This is a genomic window from Streptomyces sp. 2A115 (genome assembly GCF_052245575.1).
GTDB lineage: Bacteria > Actinomycetota > Actinomycetes > Streptomycetales > Streptomycetaceae > Streptomyces.
Genome location: NZ_JBQQCG010000002.1, coordinates 62,047 through 78,233 on the forward strand (window position 1 = coordinate 62,047; position 16,187 = coordinate 78,233).

Consider the following 16,187-nt stretch of genomic DNA (forward strand, 5'->3'; position numbering starts at 1 on the left):
GGGAGCCGCTCGCGGTACCGAGGACGGTCCCGTCCTCATGGTCCACGGGAAGTGCTGCAGGGTGTGACCGTACTGGAACGGTGAGTTCCCGGCGCCGCCAAGGGGGTACTCGAAGTCCCACTCCCGAATCGAGGTGGTGGTGACGGTCGTGTGCGGATCCGGATCGAAGAGTCCCGCGACCTACGAAGGCGCCTCACCGGAGGCGATCGTCCAGCACTACGACTTCCTGGGTGACTTCTACCGACTGTTCCCGGGGCCCGCGCTCGTCTACTCGTACGGCATGTGGCAGGAGGGCGACACCCTGGAAACGGCCCAGCTCCACAAGCTCGACCACTTCGCCGAGGCCGCGCACGCCGTCGGCGCGGGACGGGTGCTGGACGTCGGCTGCGGTTGGGGCAGTCTCCTGCGCCGACTGGTCGAGGAGCACGGCGTCGACCCTGCGGTGGGACTCACCTTCTCCGCACTATGCCAAGGTGCCCGCCGAGACCGTCTCCCTGCCGACCGACGATCCGAGCAGTGAGCCTCATCCCATGCGAGCGAACGCAGAACAGCCAGTCAAAGACGGGTTGCCACGCGGACCAGGTCGGCGACCGCGCGAAGTCGGCTCTGCGGGGGCCAAGCGAGCACCGTTGTCACGGGCGGAGCATCCAGGACCGGCACGGCGGCGAGATCCCGGCGCAGTTCGGTGCTGGCGGACTCGGGGATGATCACAGTGGCACGGCCGAGCGCGATCAGCTGGAAGAGCTGTGCCAGGTTCCGTACCTCTGCCCCTGGTCCCTCCGGGTAGTTGCCATCAGGACCGGGCCAGCGCGCCATCGGGAGGGCCGGCAATGCGGTGACCTCGGACACCCGGATCTGTGAGCGGCCTGCCAGCGGGTGAGAAGTGGGCAGGATCGCCACCTGTCCCTCGGCATACAGAATTTCGGTGTCGAGTCCGGCCGCCGAATCGAAGGGCAAGTGCAGCAGAGCCACATCGGCTTGCCCGTTCTGCAGCAGTTTCTCTTGCTGATGCGCCTCGCAGAGCAACAGATCGACGATGGCTGCGCCGGGCTCCGCACGGTAGGCATCGAGGAGTTTGGCCAGCAACTCGCCGGCGGTGCCGGATTTGACGGCGAGGACCAGGCGGGGGCGCCGTTGCGCAGCCTGCTGGGTACGCCGCTCAGCTGCGGCCACCGCGCTGAGGATCGCGCGCCCCTCGGACAGCAGCACGGCCCCGGCCTCGGTGAGCGTGACCTTGCGGCTGGTGCGCTCCAACAGCGTGACCCCGAGCTGCCGTTCGAGCCGGGCGACGGCGCGGGACAGGGGCGGCTGGGCTATCTCCAGACGCTGGGCGGCCCTGCCGAAATGCAGTTCCTCGGCGACGGCGACGAAGTACCGCAGCTCGCGTATCTCCATGCGCTCACCGTAACTGCGGCGGACGTCGATCGATGTCGCTCAGGTATCGCTGCATTACCGAGATGGTGTTGGTGCCTGGTCGACACGCGGCCATGCTCGCTGTCATGAGTGAGAAGACAATCGCGCTGGTCACCGGCGCGAACAAGGGAATCGGGTACGAGATCGCGGCCGGGCTGGGCGCAATGGGCTGGAGCGTCGGTGTCGGCGCCCGGGACGAGCAACGTAGGACGGACGCCGTGGCGAAACTGCGCGCGGCAGGTGCCGACGCGTTCGGCGTGCCCCTGGACGTGACCGACGACGAGAGCGTGAGTGCCGCGGCGCAGCTGATCGAGGAGCGAGCGGGACGCCTTGACGTGCTGGTCAACAACGCCGGCGTCGCAGGCGGCTGGCCGGAGGAGCCTACGACCATCGACCTGGAGACCGTGCGGCGGCTGGTGGAGACCAACGTCATCGGCGTCATCCGGGTAACCAACGCGATGCTGCCGCTGCTGCGCCGCTCGGCGCACCCACGGATCGTCAATCAGTCCAGCCATGTCGGCTCTCTGGCCCTGCAGACCACGCCCGGTGTCGATCTCGGAGGGATCAGCGGCGGCTACGCGCCGACGAAGACCTACCTCAACGCCGTCACCATCCAGTACGCCAAGGAGCTGAGCGGCACCCACATTCTGATCAACAACGCCTGCCCCGGCTACGTGGCCACCGACCTCAACGGGTTCAGCGGTACTCAGACCCCTGAGCAGGGTGCGGCGATCGCCATCCGGTTGGCGGCTCTGCCCGACGACGGCCCCACCGGTGAGCTGTTCGACGACAACGGAGTCGTGCCATGGTGATGCTCTGATGTTGCCGGGTCCGGGTAAGGGGGCGGACTTCGTCCCAGCGACCGAGCTGGACGACGCCGAGCGGGCCGCGTTCGCCGAGCAGGACCTCCGGGCTGCTCCGGCCCCGCAAGAGCGGGCCGGAGCAGCCCGGAGGTCCCTGTCGGCGCCCTCACGCTGCCGGCACCAGCTGTTCAAGCCGTTGCGGCGGGTCATCGAGTCGGTCAAGGAGACCTTCAAGGGCCAACTCGACCTCGAACAGCACCGAGGGCGCACCCCCGGCGGTGTCATCGCCGGCATCATGCAGCGAATCCTCGCGATGACCGCCGCTATCTGGCACAACGACCACACCGACCTCTACGAGAGCGTCAGAAACGTACGCGAGGGCATCCACGCATCGCGCAAGGTCTTCCCGAGTGCTTCCTGCCGACCCGCGCCGAGCTGACCGAGGCCGCCCGGGACCTGTTCACCGTACGTGAGACGCGCAGCGACCCGGACGACGGCGTACGGACCGTCGAGTGCCGGCCGAAAGGCCCTGGCCAACCGGGAACGCGGTGCCGAACTCATCGGCTGGACAACGGTTTCCGACATCATCCGACAGCAGCGCGCGAGCCGAAGTTGATGCGCGAGAGCTGTTTCACCGCTCTCCGCCACGGCCCTCGAAAAGGGTTGACCGGGAAATCGTCCGCGCCAGGCCCGTACAGCCCGGCGCGTGCCAGAATCGCACCGTGGATGGGGGGATCCTCGAACGCGACCACGAGCTCGGCAGACTGGCCGCCGCCGCGCGGGACGCGGCCGATGGAGCCGGTTCGGTGGCGCTTGTCTTCGGCGAGGCGGGCATCGGCAAGTCGAGCCTGGTGAAGGCCATGCCGGGAGCGCTGCCCGCCGGGGCGCGCGTCCTGGTGGGGGAGTGCGACGATCTCGCGACGCGACGGCCACTGGGACCGTTCCGCGACCGCGTCGGCAGCGTCGATACGGACCTGGCGCGGACGCTCACGGAGGGCGGCGACCGGCCTCGGGTGTACGACGCCCTGCGCGCGGAGCTGACCGCGGCCCCGCACCCCGCGGTCCTCGTCGTCGAGGACGTGCACTGGGCCGACGAGGCCTCGCTCGACGCGCTGCGGTTCCTGGTGCACCGTGTGGAACGGCTCCCGGCGGTACTGGTCCTGACCTACCGGGACGACGAACTGGACCGCCGCCACCCCCTGCACCACCTCCTCGGCCAGGTGTCCCGGGCCGAACGCGTGCACCGCCTCCCGCTGTCCCGGCTCTCCCCGGGCGCCGTACGCACACTGAGCACGCTGAGCCGCATGGACCCCGCTGAGGTGTACGCGGTGACGTCGGGCAATCCGTTCTTCGTCGCCGAGGTGGTGGCGGCCGGCGGCACCGGAGGCGTACCGCCGACGGTGGTCGACGCCGTACTGGCCCGTCTGCGCGGCCTGGACGACCGCACCCGGGACGCACTGGAGCAGCTCGCCATGGTGCCCTCCGCCGTCGAACGCCCCCTCGTCGACGCGCTGCTCACGGACGGTGTGGCCGAACTGGCGGCGGCCGAACAGCGCGGACTGCTGACCGTGACACCCGAACGGGCCGGTTTCCGCCACGAGTTGATCCGCCGGGCCGTCGCCGACTCGCTGCCCGCCGCTCGGCGCATCGAACTCAACCGCCGTGTCCTCGCCGCGCTCGTCGCGACCCCCGGCTCCGACCCGTCCCGCGTCGTCCACCACGCGGCGGAGGCGGGAGACCAGGAGGCGATCGCACGGTACGGCCCCGACGCCGCCCGTGACGCCGCCGGCGCGGGCGCGCACCGCGAAGCCGCGGCCCACCTGCGGCTCGTCCTGCGGCAGCGCGACCGCTTCGACGCACCCGAACTGGCCGACCTGCTGGAGCGGTACGCCGTCGAGAGCTACACCATCGCGGACTCCGCGGCCGCCGTCGAGGCCGAGCGGGACGCGGTCAGGCTGCGGCGCTTCCTCGGCGACACCCGGGCGCTCGGCGCGGACCTGCGCTGGCTGTCGAGAATCCACTGGTGGGCGGGCGACGCCGACGAGGCCCAGCGTGCCGCGCGGGAGGCCATCGCCGTACTGGAGACGGCGGGTGACGACCGGCTGCTCGCGCTCGCCCTCAGCAACACCTCCCAGCTCCACATGCTCTCCGACCGCACAGCGCAGGCCATCGACTTCGGTGAACGCGCCATCGACCTCGCCCGCCGGACGGGCGACTCGGCGATCCTCGCGCACGCCCTCAACAACGTCGGCTCCGCCCGCTGGCGAGCCGGCGATCCGCTGGGCCGGGCCCAGTTGGAGGAGAGCCTGAAGGTCGCGCTGGCGGCCGGAGAGGTCGAGCACGCCTGCCGGTCGTACGCCAACCTCATCTGGACGCTCCTCGAACGCCTCGAGTACGCCGAGGCCGACCGCTTCCTCGCCCCCGGCATGGAGCTCGCGGACCGCGCGGAACACCTCGGCTTCCTGAGCTACCTCCACGTCTGCATGGCGCTGCGCCGCTTCGCCGCCGGCGCCTGGGACGACGCGGAGAAGCACGCCGAGATCGGCTCCCACGAGTTCGTGCCCGCCCGCTGCCCCGCGCTGACCGTCCTCGCCCGGGTACGCGTCCGTCGCGGCCGGAGCGGCGGCGACGAACTGCTCGCCCGGGCCTGGGAGATCGCCGTACGCACGCGGGAACTGCAGCGCACGGGCCCGGTCGCGGCGGCCCTCGCCGAGGCCGCCTGGCTTCGAGGCGATCACTCGGCGGTCGTCGAGGCCGCGGGCGAGGTCTTCGAGCAGGCACGCCGACTGTGCGCCGTGCCGCACCGGGCCGAACTCGGCTACTGGCTCACCAAGGCCGGACACCCCGTACCGGCGGATGGTTCGGAGCATCCGTACGCGCTCCAGACCGCCGGCCGATGGCGCGAGGCGGCGAAGGTCTGGCTGGCCGTCGGCTGCCCGTACGAGCATGCCGCCGCCCTCGCCGAGAGCCCGGACCCGGACGACAAGCTCGCCGCCCTCGCCGGTCTGGACGCCCTCGGCGCGGAACCCGTCGCCCGCCTCGTCCGCGGTGAGCTGCGCCGGCTCGGTGTGCGCCACATCCCGCGCGGCCCGCTCGCCGCGACGCGGGAGAACCCCGCCGGCCTCACCGAGCGCCAGCTCCAGGTCGTGCGGCTGCTGGCCCAGGGCCTGACCAACCCCGAGATCGCCGAGCGGCTCGTGGTGTCGGTCCGCACGGTCGACAACCACGTCTCCGCCGTACTCGACAAGCTCGGTGCCCGCACCCGGCGCCAGGCCACCGCCCGCGCCACGGAGCTGGGCATGCTGCCCGGGAGTGAGACGTAGGCAGCCCAGAGGTAGGTAGCCGCCGACCCCGAGCTGAGTGGCGGGCACGGATATCTGAGCCCGGGATACCGGACTAGAACTTGCGCATCGAAGGGGCCCGAAACCGGGCCCGGATCGGGGGATACGCATGTCCATCACACCGGCACAGGCAGCCCGTCAGGAACTCACCGGATTCAAGGGCCAGTTGATCGGGCCCGACGACTCCGGTTACGACGAGGCCCGCGCCGTCTACAACGCGATGATCGACCGGCGGCCCGCCCTGGTGGCGCGCTGCACCAGCGCCGAGGACGTGACGCACGCCGTCGGATTCGCCCGTGACCACGGTCTGCCGCTCGCGGTACGCGGCGGCGGACACCACGGGGCCGGCCTCGGGAGCTGCGACGACGGCGTGGTCGTCGACCTGTCCCCGCTCAAGGACGTCGAGGTCGACCCGCGGGGCAGGACGGTCCGCGTCGGCGGAGGCTGCGTCTGGGGCGAGGTGGACCGCGCGACCAACGCGCACGGTCTGGCGACCCCGAGCGGCATCATCTCCACGACCGGCGTCGGCGGCCTCACCCTGGGCGGCGGCCTCGGTCATCTCACCCGCAAGTGCGGGCTGACCATCGACAACCTGCTGGAGGCCGAACTCGTCCTGGCCGACGGCGAGCACGTGCGCGCCGGCGCCGACGAGAACACCGACCTGTACTGGGCGATCCGCGGCGGAGGCGGCAACTTCGGAGTCGTCACCTCGTTCCGGTTCCGGCTGCACGAGGTGAGCACGGTCGTCGCGGGACCCACCTTCTGGCCCGTCGAACTCGGCACCGAAGTCCTCGCCGCCTACCGCGACTTCATCCGGCACGCGCCCCGCGAGCTGAACGGCTTCTTCATGTACGGCTCCGTTCCGCCGGCCCCGCCGTTCCCCGAGGAACTCCACCTGCGCAAGGTCTGCGGCGTCGTGTGGTGCCGCATCGGGGACGACACGGACGCGGCGGCCAGGGAGATGGCACCGCTCCTCGACGCCCTGCCCGAGCCGCTGCTGCACGGCCCCGCGCCGATGCCGCACCCCGCCATCCAGTCCGCGTTCGACGGGCTCTACCCGCCCGGCGACCAGTGGTACTGGCGCGCGGACTTCGTCAACGAGATCCCCGGCGACGCGGTCGACGCGCACGCCAAGTTCGGCGCCGAACTGCCGACCTGGAAGTCGACGATGCACCTGTACCCGATCGACGGCGCGGTCCACGACCACGCCCCGACCGACACCGCGTGGAGCTACCGCGACGCCCGCTGGGCGTCCGTCTACGCGGGCGTGGACTCCGACGCGGCCAACGCCGACCTCGTCAGGCGGTGGACCGTCGACTACTTCGACGCCCTGCACCCGTACTCGGCCGGCGGCGCCTACGTGAACATGATGATGGACGAGGGCCAGGAGCGCGTACGGGCGAGCTACCGCGACAACTACGCGCGCCTGGCCCGGATCAAGGCCGACCGCGACCCGGGGAACCTGTTCAGGCTCAACCAGAACATCCAGCCGGCCGCGCGGTCCTGATCAAGGATCCAGCGGGTTCACCAGGGGTTTACGGCTTGCGGGCGATGCCCCCGTAGACATCCGTCGGCTCCGGGGTGGCGCCCGGCTCGGGGCGCCACAGCGGGCAGGAGACGATGCCGGGCTCGAGCAGTTCCAGGCCCTCGTAGTAGGCGGCGACCTGCCGCGGGCTGCGCAGCACGTACGGTACGGCGCCGGTGTCGTCGTACCCCTCCTGGGCCCGCTTGAGCTCGGCGTCGGTGTCGGTGCTGTCGTAGTGCACGAAGTAGCTGCCCGACGGCAGGGCGGCCTGGAGTCGGCGGACGATCGACTTGGCCTCTTCGTAGTCCTGGATGTGGCCCAGGATGCCCATCAGCATCAGTGCGACGGGCTTGCTGAAGTCCAGGATCTCGCTCGCGGCCTCGATGATCTTCTCGGGCTCGTGCAGGTCCGCGTCGATGTAGTCGGTGACACCCTCGGGGGTGCTGGTGAGCAGGGCCTGGGCGTGACGCAGGACCAAGGGGTCGTTGTCGACGTAGACGATCCGGGACTCGGGGGCGATGCGCTGGGCGACCTGGTGCGTGTTGTCGTAGGTGGGCAGGCCGGTGCCGATGTCCAGGAACTGGCGGATGCCCAGTTCGCCGGCGACGAACGTCACGGTGCGGATCAGATAGCCGCGGGAGGCGCGGGCCATCGTCTCGATGTTCGGGGCGATCTCACGATAGGCGTCGCCCGCGACCCGGTCGACCTCGTAGTTGTCCTTCCCGCCCATCCAGTAGTTCCAGATGCGGGCCGAGTGCGGCACCGTGGTGTCGATCTTGGACAAAGCCTCTTGGTCGGGGGTGCTCTGGCCGTCTGCCATGGGATGTCTCCTGCCGTGCGTCACGCGGTCAGCAACTAACCTACCGTCAACTTCCGTCTGGATCGCCCCAGTTGAGAAGGTGGGGCGGCGGGTGCACGGATGGGGTGGCCGGGGCCGCCGACATCGAGAGTGACGACGGGGACGTGCTGGGCGAGGGTGCGGAACGCCCGCTGGTAGGCGTCGGCCACCTCGGCGCTCTCGGCGTCCGGCTCGCGCTGGGAGTCCGTCAGATGGATCAGGGCGCCGTCCCGTTCGGCCACGGACTCGGCGAAGTCGAGCGCCTCGATCCACGTCACCCGGGAGTGTCCGTGAAGCAGCGGCCCGTGGACGAGCTCCTGGATGATGCCGCCGTCGATGGCCAACCGGCCGGGTGCGGCGAGGAGTTCACGGTACGGACGGATCGGGTCCACGTGGTGCAGATGGCCCCGCGAACGTCTGATCAGGAATCCGTTGCGGGCCAGCTCGGCGAGCAGCCCGTTCCTGCCGATGCCGTCGGGGCCCTCGACGACCAGCGTCCGGCACCGGGTGACGGCCTCATGGAGCGTGCGCATACCACTCCCTCCAGAACGACCGACTTCCTCAGTGTGACCGGGCGACCCGCACGGCGGGAGTGCGCGTGCGGGTTGTCCGGTTGTGCGGGCGTAGTGGTGGACGGTTGTGCGGGCGTGGTGGTGCTGCCCTGTGCGGGCGAGCGGTGGCGTCCGAGCGGGCTCGGACGCACGACCGTCTGCGGGCTGTCAGGCGACGAGGAAGTCGGCCTGGCCGGACTTCGCGCCCTCCAGGAACGAGATCATCTCGTCCCGGGTGTAGATCAGCGCGGGTCCGTCCGGGTCCGTCGACTGGCGCATCGCGACGCTGCCGTCGGGCAGCCGTTTGGCCTCGACACAGCTCCCGCCGTTGGTGCCGCTCCAGGGCTTCTGCCAGCCCTCGGTTCCCAGATCGATGGCGGGCATGCCGCTGTAGATGGGGTCCATGGAACTCATGGCTCACAACTCCTTACGCAGTTCACCCAGGATGGTCCTGGTTCGAGCGACCGGTTCCGCCTGCACGGACATCCGGTCCATTACTTCGAGGTACGTCACGACGTCGGTGGGCTGGTCGACATAGACCGAACCGACGAGGCTCTCGGTGTAGACGACGTCGGGAAGTTCGGAGAAACCGAAACGGAAGTAGTGGAAGGGGCCGAACGCGCCGGGGTGGGCTCCCACTCCGAACGGGAGTATCTGGATGCGGACCTTCGGCATGTCCAGGGCCTCGTTCAGCCGGTCGATCTGGGCCCGCATCACCTCGGCCCCGCCCACCGGCCGGCGCAGCACCGTCTCGTCCAGGATGGCCCAGACGGCCGGTGAGTCCGGCTTGGCAAGCAGGTCCTGGCGCTTCACGCGCAGGGCGACGCGGCGGGCGATGTCCTCCTCGGTCGCGTTGGGAAACCCGACGTGCATCAGCGCGGCGGCGTAGTCGTACGTCTGCAACAGACCCGGAACGTAGTGGGGTTCGTAGAGACGGATGACGCTGGCTTCGCTCTCCAGGCTCACGTACGCGCTGAACCACTCCGGCAGCACATCGCGGTACGAGTACCACCAGCCGGGCTGGTTGGCCTCCCGGGCCATGGTGAGGAAGTCGTCGATCTCCGCGCCCGGAACCCCGTAGGTGTGCAGCAACTCCCTCACGTACGGGATACGGAGCCCCACCTCGGCCTTCTCGATCCGACGGATCGTCAGAGGGGTGACCTCGATGGCCCGTGCCGCGTCCTCGAACGAGACTCCGGCCTGTTCCCGAAGGTGCCTGAGCCGCTTTCCGAGGACCATCCGCAGGACGGTCGGTGCGCTGCCGCCCGAGCGGTTGTCGCTCACGTCCTACCTCCCTGAACGGCGTTCACAGCGTGCAGTGTGCCATGCGGTCGCTGACAGAGACAGGGCGATACGGATCGTTCTGAAATTATCAGAACGCTTGTTGCGGGTTGAGCCTGTCGGCCATCATAGTGATCGTGTGACCTGCCGCACAGTGGGCGGCGACGGCGTCCGACCGCGCTCCACCGCCCTGGAACTGACGCCCCGACAGGCAGGGGGGCGCTGCCGCAGTACCGTGATGCGAGACCTGGATGGCCACCGTGAGTGACGGACAATCGAGGAGCCCGGGCAGGGGGCCCGCCGGGGCCAACAAGGCGCTGGCGGCCGCTCTCAGAGACGCCGGCTGTTCCTACGCCTCACTCGCCCTGCGGGTCAACGAACTGGGCCGCCGTCAGGGCGCGGACTCCAACTACGACAAGGCGTCGGTCACCCGCTGGCTGAACGGCCAGCAACCACGGGGAAACACACCGGAGTTGATCGCCGCCGTCCTGTCCGAGCGACTCGGCCGCGCCGTCTCACCCACGGATCTCGGCTTCCTGCCCGACCAGCAACGCCCGGTCGCGGCCAGGGCCCTCGTGTACCGGGAAGACCTGGCGGACACCTTGCACACTCTGGCCGAACTGGGCTCCACCGACATCTCCCGCCGCAGCCTCCTGGGTGCGGTCCCGTTCGTCGCGGGCGCCCTGACGAACCCACAGCGCGAATGGCTGCTCTGGCTGGTGGAGAACGTCGAACCGCAAGCCGCCGCCCGGCTGGTACCGGTGGGCGACGGCGGGCCCGTCGAGCAGGTCCACGCCATGATCAGCATGTTCGACCAGATGGACAACCACTACGGCGGCGGCGGGGTGCGCACCAGCATCGTGCACTACCTGTCCACCGAGGTCGTGCCCATGCTGCAGCGCCGCGGCACGCCCACCCACCAGCGGCGCCTGCTGTACGCGGCCGCGGCCCGCCTCGCCGCGATGGCCGGCTGGAGCTCGTACGACGCGGGGGAGTACGGGCTGGCGCAGCGCTACATGACCCAGGCGCTGAGACTGTGCGCCGAGGGTCGTGACCGCGTCCTGGGCGGCCAGATTCTGGCCGGTCTGTCCCACCTGGCCACCAACCTCGGCCGCCCGGACGAGGGAGTGGCGCTGGCCAGGGTCGGCATCGCCACCGCGAAGGACTCGGGCAGCCCGCTCGGCCTGATGCGCCTGTACGCCATGTCGGCGCGCGGTCACGCGGCGCAGGGCCGCTCGGGCGAGACGTCCGAGGCCCTGCGCCTGGCGGAACAGCAACTGGACGCGAGCCGGGGAGCCGCTCAGGAGTCCGCCTGGGTCCGCTTCCTCGACCACCACTACCTGCAGGCGGAGTCGGCCCTGTGCTTCCGCGACCTCGGCCTCGCCGCACAGGCGGAGCGCACGGCCGGGGAGTCCGTCGGCGCCAACGCCGACCGGCGCCGGCGCCAGGCCATCAGCCGTTCGGTACTGGCGACCGCGCACCTCCAGCAGAACCGGCTGGACGAGGCCATCGGCACGGCCACCGAGGCGCTCGACACCCTCAGCACGGTGCACAGCGAGCGTTCCATACAAGCCCTGCGCGACTTCCGCCGGAGGCTGGAGCCCCGCCGCCACGAGCCGCTGGTCCAGGACTTCGAGCGCAGATCCCGCCCGGTGCTGGGGGCGGCGGCATGACGACCTGGACAGACGTGACCGGCCGGCCCGACGGTTCAGTAGCCGTCGGGAGAGGGGGCGTTCTGGGCGCGGTCGACGGGCAGATTGGCACCGGAGATCCCGCTCGACCAGTCGGACAGCAGGAACACCACCACGCGCGCGACCTCCTGCGGCGCGACCGGCTCGCCACCCGGCAACTCCGCCGCCGCGAACGCGGCGAAGGCCTCGGGATCCTCCCTGCGCATACGGTCCCAGCGCCTGCCCGGGATGAGCATCGACCCCGGCGAGACGGCGTTCACCCGGATCCCGTCAGGACCGAGTTCGCGGGCCAGCGAGGCGGCCAGGTGGATCTGAGCGGACTTCGCCGTCCCGTACTGCGCGTTCGGGCCGGGCTTCCAGCCGGAGATCGACGAGATGACCACGACAGACCCGCCACCGGCCGTGCGCAGAAACGGGACCGCGGCCCGCACCAGCCTCGCCGTGTGCCCGACGTTCAGTTGCCAGGTCGCGGCCCAGTCGTCGGCGTCCGCCTGTTCGAGGCCGCGTCCACGGGAACCGCCCGCGCAGGCCACCACCCCGTCCAGACCGCCAAAACGTGTCGCAGAGGCCGCGACGAAACTCTCCAGCCGCTCCGGTTCGGTGACGTCGAGGGCCTCCGTGAACAACCGGCCGGACTCCGCGGCGGCCAGCGACACCTCGAGAGCTTCCAGGTCCGATGCGGTACGCGCACAGGTCGCCACGCGGGCCCCCTCGTCCGCCAGAAGCCGCACGATCTGCTCGCCGAGTCCGCGCGTGCCCCCGGTGACCAGCACGCGCTTGCCGCTCACGCCGGGCCGGACGCGGTCGCCGTGCCCGCCTGCCGGTGCTCGGCCTTCGCTCACATCGCTCACGCGATCGAACATACATGCCACTCCACTGCGCGCCCGCACCACACCACTACGCGCCTGCAACCGGACAACCCTCGCACCCCCTGGTGGATCCACCGCTCCGGCCGGTTGGCTGCACGAGCAGCCACCGAGACCGTCCCCCAATCCGTGCTGCACACGAAGGAGGCACGATGACGGCATCCAGGGCGCCTCGGCGGCCGTCGCCCTCACTGGCGCATGGCGCGGACCGTGACGCGCCCACCGCTCAGACATGGCCCGGTGAGACAGCCCCGGCAGTCCCGGCAACCGCGGGGGTGCCGGTCGTTCCGGTCGCCGTGAAGGAGCCCCGTGTCCTTCGAACCGTGGTCCCCGCCGAGCCGTCGCGTGCCTCGGGCGTACGGCGCATGGTCGCCGAACAGCTCTCGTACCTGCGGCTGTCGGCCGAACAGCTCGACAACGCCGTCCTGGCCACGGACGAACTGTTCGCCAACGCCGTCAGACACGGCAGCCCCGACCCCGGCGACACGATCACCGTCACGGTCGAGTACACCGCTCACGAGGTACGCGTGACGGTCGCCGACCGCTCGCCCGGGCTCCCCCGGTTCCGCACGGCGGATCTGGCCGGGGAGTCAGGACGCGGACTCGCCATCGTGGCCGCGCTCGCCGACGACTGGGGCACAGCACCGCCCGGCCCCGGTGAGGCGGGGAAGCGGGTGTGGTTCACGTTGGAGCTTCGGGGGATCTGATGAACGCTGCGGCTGGGGAAAGGCGTACGGGGCTCGCGGGCGACGCGGGATCAGAGGGGCGTACGGGGCTCGAGCATGACGGGGCCTGGGACGAACGCGTGGGACTCGCGCATGACGAGGAGGAGGTGCGAGAGGCACAGCCGATGGTGGTCCCGGCCCTCGCGGCCGCCCTCGCCCGCGAACTGGCCCGCAGGGTGGACGAGGACCAGCGGCTGATGAGGGAAGCGCACACGAGCCCCACGCAGACCTCGCGACGACGCATCGCCGAGTGTCGAAGGGACAACGCGGAGGCTCTCAAGATGATTGTCCGACGCCACGGGTGGCCGACCGCCGACCTGGTCGGCGCACCTGCCTCCACGGCGGCCCTGATGATCCTGCTGCACGCCCCGGACCTCGACTTCCAGCTCGCGTGCCGCGACCTGATCGCCCAGGCCACGGCAGACGGACGCTGCCCCGCACCGCATCACGCGTACATCGCCGATCACTGCGCCGTCGAGCAGGGCCAGCCGCAGTTCTACGGAACCCGTGTCGACCCGGCGACGTTCCGCCCGTACCCGGTCCGCCAGCCCCAGACCCTCGACGAGCGCCGCCGGGACGTCGGACTGGGTCCCCTCGACGAGCAGATGCGGACGCTGCGCGTGAGCTGCTGACGCCTGGGCGGGCAGGTGACGCCGGGGCCTACGGCTCCAGACGCAGCTGCCGCTCCTGCTCCTGGTCGCCGGACGCCGTTCCCTCGTCGTGAACGGTGAACGCTTCGGCCAGCGTCCGGCCGGCCCGGCGCACCGCCTCGGGGGTGCCCTGCAGAGTTACGGTCACGGGCGCCGAGAGTGGTGGGGCGGGTTGTGTGACGGTTGTGCCGTTGGTCGGCACGTCGTTGTCGAAGGTGGCCGTGTGGACCATGTCGTCCCCGTTGCCCGGCATATCGTCCGCCGTTCCGAACGCGGCTTCGAGGGTATGGACGACCACCCGCGCGTCGGCGACCGTGCCGCCACTGAGGGTGACCGTCAGAGCGAGATGCGTGCCAGATGTCATGACCAGACACCTTCCCCTGTGCGGATGTGCGCCAGTCCGTCCGAGTAACCGATCACCCATTCGGCAAACGGCGGATCCTCCGCGAACGGCGGCTCCTCACACTCGCGTATACGTGAGCCGTTGGCCGTTCGACAGCTCACGTACGAGCGTGTCGCCCTCGGTGTGCACCGTGGAGGAGCCGCCGAACTGGCAGGGGCCGGAGGACTTCGCCCGGTCGACCGCGGGCGGGGCGAACCGTATCGGGCTGTCCGTGTCCCCGGTGGAGACCAGGTTCATGTCGGCCTCACAGTGGTCGCTGCTGCCGTCCGAGACCAATGCGGCGGCCGGGCTGCCCACCGCCTTCTGCTCGATGGTCATCCGCTGCGTGCCACCGTCGGCCAGGGGCCGCCGCCAGGTGCCGAGCAGCTCTTCGGGGAGCTTCTCCGGTCCCGCGATCCTGTGCAGTTCGGCGGTGCGCCCCGCCGCTTCCCAGTGGAGGGAGTCACCGTCGGTCCGGGAGAGGACGTGCTCGCCGAGGGCCGAGCAGGTGTCCGCGGGGATGCTACTGACGACCTTGGTGTCCAGCCGTAGTGACGTACCGGCACCGCCGGACGGCTTGGCGGCGAGTTCGGCCTCGCTCTTGCACTCATAGTTCTTGCCGAGGCTGATGCTGGTGGCGACGATCTCGCCCAACTGCCCCGGCGAGACGGCGAACCGGCGGTACTGACCGGTGGGCTTCCCGTCCCGCTCGACGTCGCCCGCCCAGATGCCCACGAACTCCTTGGGCACATCGGATGTCGGGCCGCCGTTGTCACCGGAGCCGGAGTCCGAGTCCCCGTAGGGCAGCGGCAGACCGGCGGCCGACGCGGCGAACGCGGCTCCTGCCAGCACGGCGGCGGCCGCCAGCGACATCGCGGCCCGTCGGCCCATGCCCGTGCGACGAGGACGGGGCGACGGAGTCGGATCCGCGGGCCTGAGGTACGGCTTCGGCAGGACCTGGGTCCCCCACTCCGACCCTTCCGACTTCACCGATGCGGCGGTTTCCTCCCAGGTCACCGGGAAAGCGTCGGGCGACGCTGCGGGCGCGGTCGTCGGTGCGGGCGACGGTGCGAAGGCGGCCGGTGCCTGCGCTGCCGGTGCGCTCGCGGGCGGCGGCGTATCGGTGTCGAGCAACTCGACGGCGCTGCGCCCCAGTTCGGCGATGATCTGGGCAGGCAGCCACGGCGGTGACGAGGCGCCGGTCGCCACCGGCTGCACCCGTGCGGCCACCTCCTCCGGAGCGGGCCTGGCCGCCGGATCCTTGGCGAGGCAGTCGGCGATCAGTCCCCGCATCGGCTCCTCGATGCCCGTCAGATCCGGCTCCTCCTGCGCGATGCGGAACATCACGGCGTGAACGCCGCCGGAACCGCCACCGCCGAACGGCGTCTGCCCGGTCGCCGCGTACGCCAGCACCGCACCCATGCAGAAGACATCGGCGGCCGGGCCCACCGGCTCGTCTTTGAGCTGCTCGGGCGACATGAAGCGGGGCGAGCCGACCAGCATGCCCGAGCTGGTCAGGGTCGACCCGGGCACCGCGTCCAGCGCCCGAGCGATGCCGAAGTCGATGACCCGAGGGCCGTCGATGGTGATCAGGACGTTGGAGGGTTTGAGGTCCCGGTGGACCAGTCCCGCGCCGTGAATGTCCAGCAGGGCGCAGGCGAGTCCATAGGCGAGGGTGCGTACGGACAGGGCGGGCAGCGGGCCGTGGCCGCGGGGCGAGACGATGTGTTCGAGTGAGGGCCCCGCTATGTAGCCGGTGGCCACCCACGGTGTTTCGGCCTCGGTGTCCGCGTCGAGGACCGGCGCTGTCCAGCGGTCGCTCACCCTGCGCGCCGCCGCCACCTCCAGCCGGAAGCGCTCGCGGAACTCGGGTTCGGCGGCCAGCTCCGGCTTGATGAGCTTGACCGCGACCGTGCGCCCGCCCTCCGAGCGGGCCAGACAGACCCGGCCCATACCGCCGGTGCCGAGGGTTCTGAGCAGCCGGTACCGGCCGACTCTGTCGCCACCTCCACCGGAGGTGGCATCGAAGTCGCCTGTCGCCGGCTTCGTCATCTGGCTGTCTCCCCTCGGTCGTTGCTCCGCCCCACTCTCCGCCACGAAGGTCACGAGTCGGCTGCCTAC

At 70.8% G+C, this 16,187-nt stretch carries 15 protein-coding genes and 1 pseudogene; 8 read left to right on the forward strand and 8 right to left on the reverse strand.

What is annotated here, in order from left to right; genetic code table 11:
• The first annotated feature begins 148 nt into the window (after positions 1–148).
• Positions 149–520 carry an SAM-dependent methyltransferase gene (locus ACTWQR_RS01840; RefSeq protein ID WP_443225067.1) on the forward strand — a complete coding sequence of 124 codons (372 nt, stop codon included), beginning with the start codon at positions 149–151 and terminating at the stop codon, positions 518–520.
• 35 nt (positions 521–555) lie between these two features.
• Here ACTWQR_RS01840 and ACTWQR_RS01845 read toward each other — a convergent pair whose 3' ends face one another.
• Positions 556–1,395 carry a LysR family transcriptional regulator gene (locus tag ACTWQR_RS01845; RefSeq protein WP_443225068.1) on the reverse strand — a complete coding sequence of 280 codons (840 nt, stop codon included), beginning with the start codon at positions 1,393–1,395 and terminating at the stop codon, positions 556–558.
• 92 nt (positions 1,396–1,487) lie between these two features.
• Between ACTWQR_RS01845 and ACTWQR_RS01850 the strand changes: the two genes are divergently transcribed.
• The 4 genes and pseudogenes from ACTWQR_RS01850 (at position 1,488) to ACTWQR_RS01865 (ending at position 7,064) form a co-directional block, all read left to right on the forward strand.
• On the forward strand, positions 1,488–2,225 hold the full coding sequence (locus tag ACTWQR_RS01850; protein WP_443225069.1) for an SDR family NAD(P)-dependent oxidoreductase: 738 nt from the start codon (positions 1,488–1,490) through the stop codon (positions 2,223–2,225).
• Between the two features lie 169 nt (positions 2,226–2,394).
• Positions 2,395–2,655 (forward strand): annotated as a pseudogene (locus ACTWQR_RS01855) (hypothetical protein); the annotation flags it as partial.
• A gap of 283 nt (positions 2,656–2,938) precedes the next feature.
• The gene (locus ACTWQR_RS01860; RefSeq protein ID WP_443225070.1) at positions 2,939–5,539 is read left to right on the forward strand and encodes an ATP-binding protein; all 2,601 of its coding nucleotides are present in this window, start codon (positions 2,939–2,941) and stop codon (positions 5,537–5,539) included.
• A 127-nt stretch (positions 5,540–5,666) separates the two neighbouring features.
• Positions 5,667–7,064: an FAD-binding oxidoreductase gene (locus ACTWQR_RS01865; RefSeq protein ID WP_443225071.1), complete on the forward strand. Its 1,398-nt coding sequence runs from the start codon at positions 5,667–5,669 to the stop codon at positions 7,062–7,064.
• 28 nt (positions 7,065–7,092) lie between these two features.
• On the opposite strand, the gene ACTWQR_RS01870 is transcribed toward ACTWQR_RS01865, so the two are convergent.
• The 4 genes from ACTWQR_RS01870 to ACTWQR_RS01885 all read right to left on the reverse strand — a co-directional run bounded on the left by ACTWQR_RS01870 (position 7,093) and on the right by ACTWQR_RS01885 (position 9,710).
• Positions 7,093–7,902 carry an SAM-dependent methyltransferase gene (locus ACTWQR_RS01870; RefSeq protein ID WP_443225072.1) on the reverse strand — a complete coding sequence of 270 codons (810 nt, stop codon included), beginning with the start codon at positions 7,900–7,902 and terminating at the stop codon, positions 7,093–7,095.
• A gap of 35 nt (positions 7,903–7,937) precedes the next feature.
• The gene (locus tag ACTWQR_RS01875; RefSeq protein WP_443225073.1) at positions 7,938–8,453 is read right to left on the reverse strand and encodes a hypothetical protein; all 516 of its coding nucleotides are present in this window, start codon (positions 8,451–8,453) and stop codon (positions 7,938–7,940) included.
• Between the two features lie 186 nt (positions 8,454–8,639).
• Positions 8,640–8,885: a DUF397 domain-containing protein gene (locus tag ACTWQR_RS01880; protein WP_443225074.1), complete on the reverse strand. Its 246-nt coding sequence runs from the start codon at positions 8,883–8,885 to the stop codon at positions 8,640–8,642.
• Between the two features lie 3 nt (positions 8,886–8,888).
• On the reverse strand, positions 8,889–9,710 hold the full coding sequence (locus tag ACTWQR_RS01885; protein WP_443225290.1) for a helix-turn-helix domain-containing protein: 822 nt from the start codon (positions 9,708–9,710) through the stop codon (positions 8,889–8,891).
• 293 nt (positions 9,711–10,003) lie between these two features.
• Here ACTWQR_RS01885 and ACTWQR_RS01890 point away from each other — a divergent pair, with 293 nt between their 5' ends.
• Entirely contained in the window at positions 10,004–11,425 is a 1,422-nt protein-coding gene (locus ACTWQR_RS01890) for a hypothetical protein (RefSeq protein WP_443225075.1), read from the forward strand.
• A 35-nt stretch (positions 11,426–11,460) separates the two neighbouring features.
• Here the strand turns inward: ACTWQR_RS01890 and ACTWQR_RS01895 are convergent, their stop codons facing one another.
• Positions 11,461–12,294 (reverse strand): SDR family NAD(P)-dependent oxidoreductase, encoded by an 834-nt coding sequence (locus tag ACTWQR_RS01895; RefSeq protein ID WP_443225076.1) that lies wholly within the window; start codon positions 12,292–12,294, stop codon positions 11,461–11,463.
• 167 nt (positions 12,295–12,461) lie between these two features.
• On the opposite strand from ACTWQR_RS01895, the gene ACTWQR_RS01900 reads away from it, so the two are divergent.
• Together ACTWQR_RS01900 and ACTWQR_RS01905 are read left to right on the forward strand one after the other, a co-directional pair.
• On the forward strand, positions 12,462–13,016 hold the full coding sequence (locus ACTWQR_RS01900; protein ID WP_443225077.1) for an ATP-binding protein: 555 nt from the start codon (positions 12,462–12,464) through the stop codon (positions 13,014–13,016).
• Complete coding sequence (locus ACTWQR_RS01905) at positions 13,016–13,666, forward strand: DUF6624 domain-containing protein (protein ID WP_443225078.1); 651 nt, start codon at positions 13,016–13,018, stop codon at positions 13,664–13,666. The genes ACTWQR_RS01900 and ACTWQR_RS01905 overlap by 1 nt, the downstream gene beginning before the upstream one ends.
• Before the next feature lie 28 nt (positions 13,667–13,694).
• On the opposite strand, the gene ACTWQR_RS01910 is transcribed toward ACTWQR_RS01905, so the two are convergent.
• On the reverse strand, positions 13,695–14,048 hold the full coding sequence (locus ACTWQR_RS01910) for a hypothetical protein (protein ID WP_443225079.1): 354 nt from the start codon (positions 14,046–14,048) through the stop codon (positions 13,695–13,697).
• Between the two features lie 96 nt (positions 14,049–14,144).
• Complete coding sequence (locus ACTWQR_RS01915) at positions 14,145–16,118, reverse strand: serine/threonine-protein kinase (protein WP_443225080.1); 1,974 nt, start codon at positions 16,116–16,118, stop codon at positions 14,145–14,147.
• Between the last annotated feature and the right edge of the window lie 69 nt (positions 16,119–16,187).

Bases quoted from the DNA above. Each gene is read 5' to 3' on its own strand.
- ACTWQR_RS01845 (WP_443225068.1), bottom strand. From the start codon at position 1,395: ATGGAGATACGCGAGCTGCGGTACTTCGTCGCCGTCGCCGAGGAACTG.
- ACTWQR_RS01850 (WP_443225069.1), top strand. From the start codon at position 1,488: ATGCTCGCTGTCATGAGTGAGAAGACAATCGCGCTGGTCACCGGCGCG.
- ACTWQR_RS01865 (WP_443225071.1), top strand. From the start codon at position 5,667: ATGTCCATCACACCGGCACAGGCAGCCCGTCAGGAACTCACCGGATTC.
- ACTWQR_RS01870 (WP_443225072.1), bottom strand. From the start codon at position 7,902: ATGGCAGACGGCCAGAGCACCCCCGACCAAGAGGCTTTGTCCAAGATC.
- ACTWQR_RS01875 (WP_443225073.1), bottom strand. From the start codon at position 8,453: ATGCGCACGCTCCATGAGGCCGTCACCCGGTGCCGGACGCTGGTCGTC.
- ACTWQR_RS01880 (WP_443225074.1), bottom strand. From the start codon at position 8,885: ATGAGTTCCATGGACCCCATCTACAGCGGCATGCCCGCCATCGATCTG.
- ACTWQR_RS01885 (WP_443225290.1), bottom strand. From the start codon at position 9,710: ATGGTCCTCGGAAAGCGGCTCAGGCACCTTCGGGAACAGGCCGGAGTC.
- ACTWQR_RS01890 (WP_443225075.1), top strand. From the start codon at position 10,004: ATGGCCACCGTGAGTGACGGACAATCGAGGAGCCCGGGCAGGGGGCCC.
- ACTWQR_RS01900 (WP_443225077.1), top strand. From the start codon at position 12,462: ATGACGGCATCCAGGGCGCCTCGGCGGCCGTCGCCCTCACTGGCGCAT.
- ACTWQR_RS01905 (WP_443225078.1), top strand. From the start codon at position 13,016: ATGAACGCTGCGGCTGGGGAAAGGCGTACGGGGCTCGCGGGCGACGCG.
- ACTWQR_RS01910 (WP_443225079.1), bottom strand. From the start codon at position 14,048: ATGACATCTGGCACGCATCTCGCTCTGACGGTCACCCTCAGTGGCGGC.
- ACTWQR_RS01915 (WP_443225080.1), bottom strand. From the start codon at position 16,118: ATGACGAAGCCGGCGACAGGCGACTTCGATGCCACCTCCGGTGGAGGT.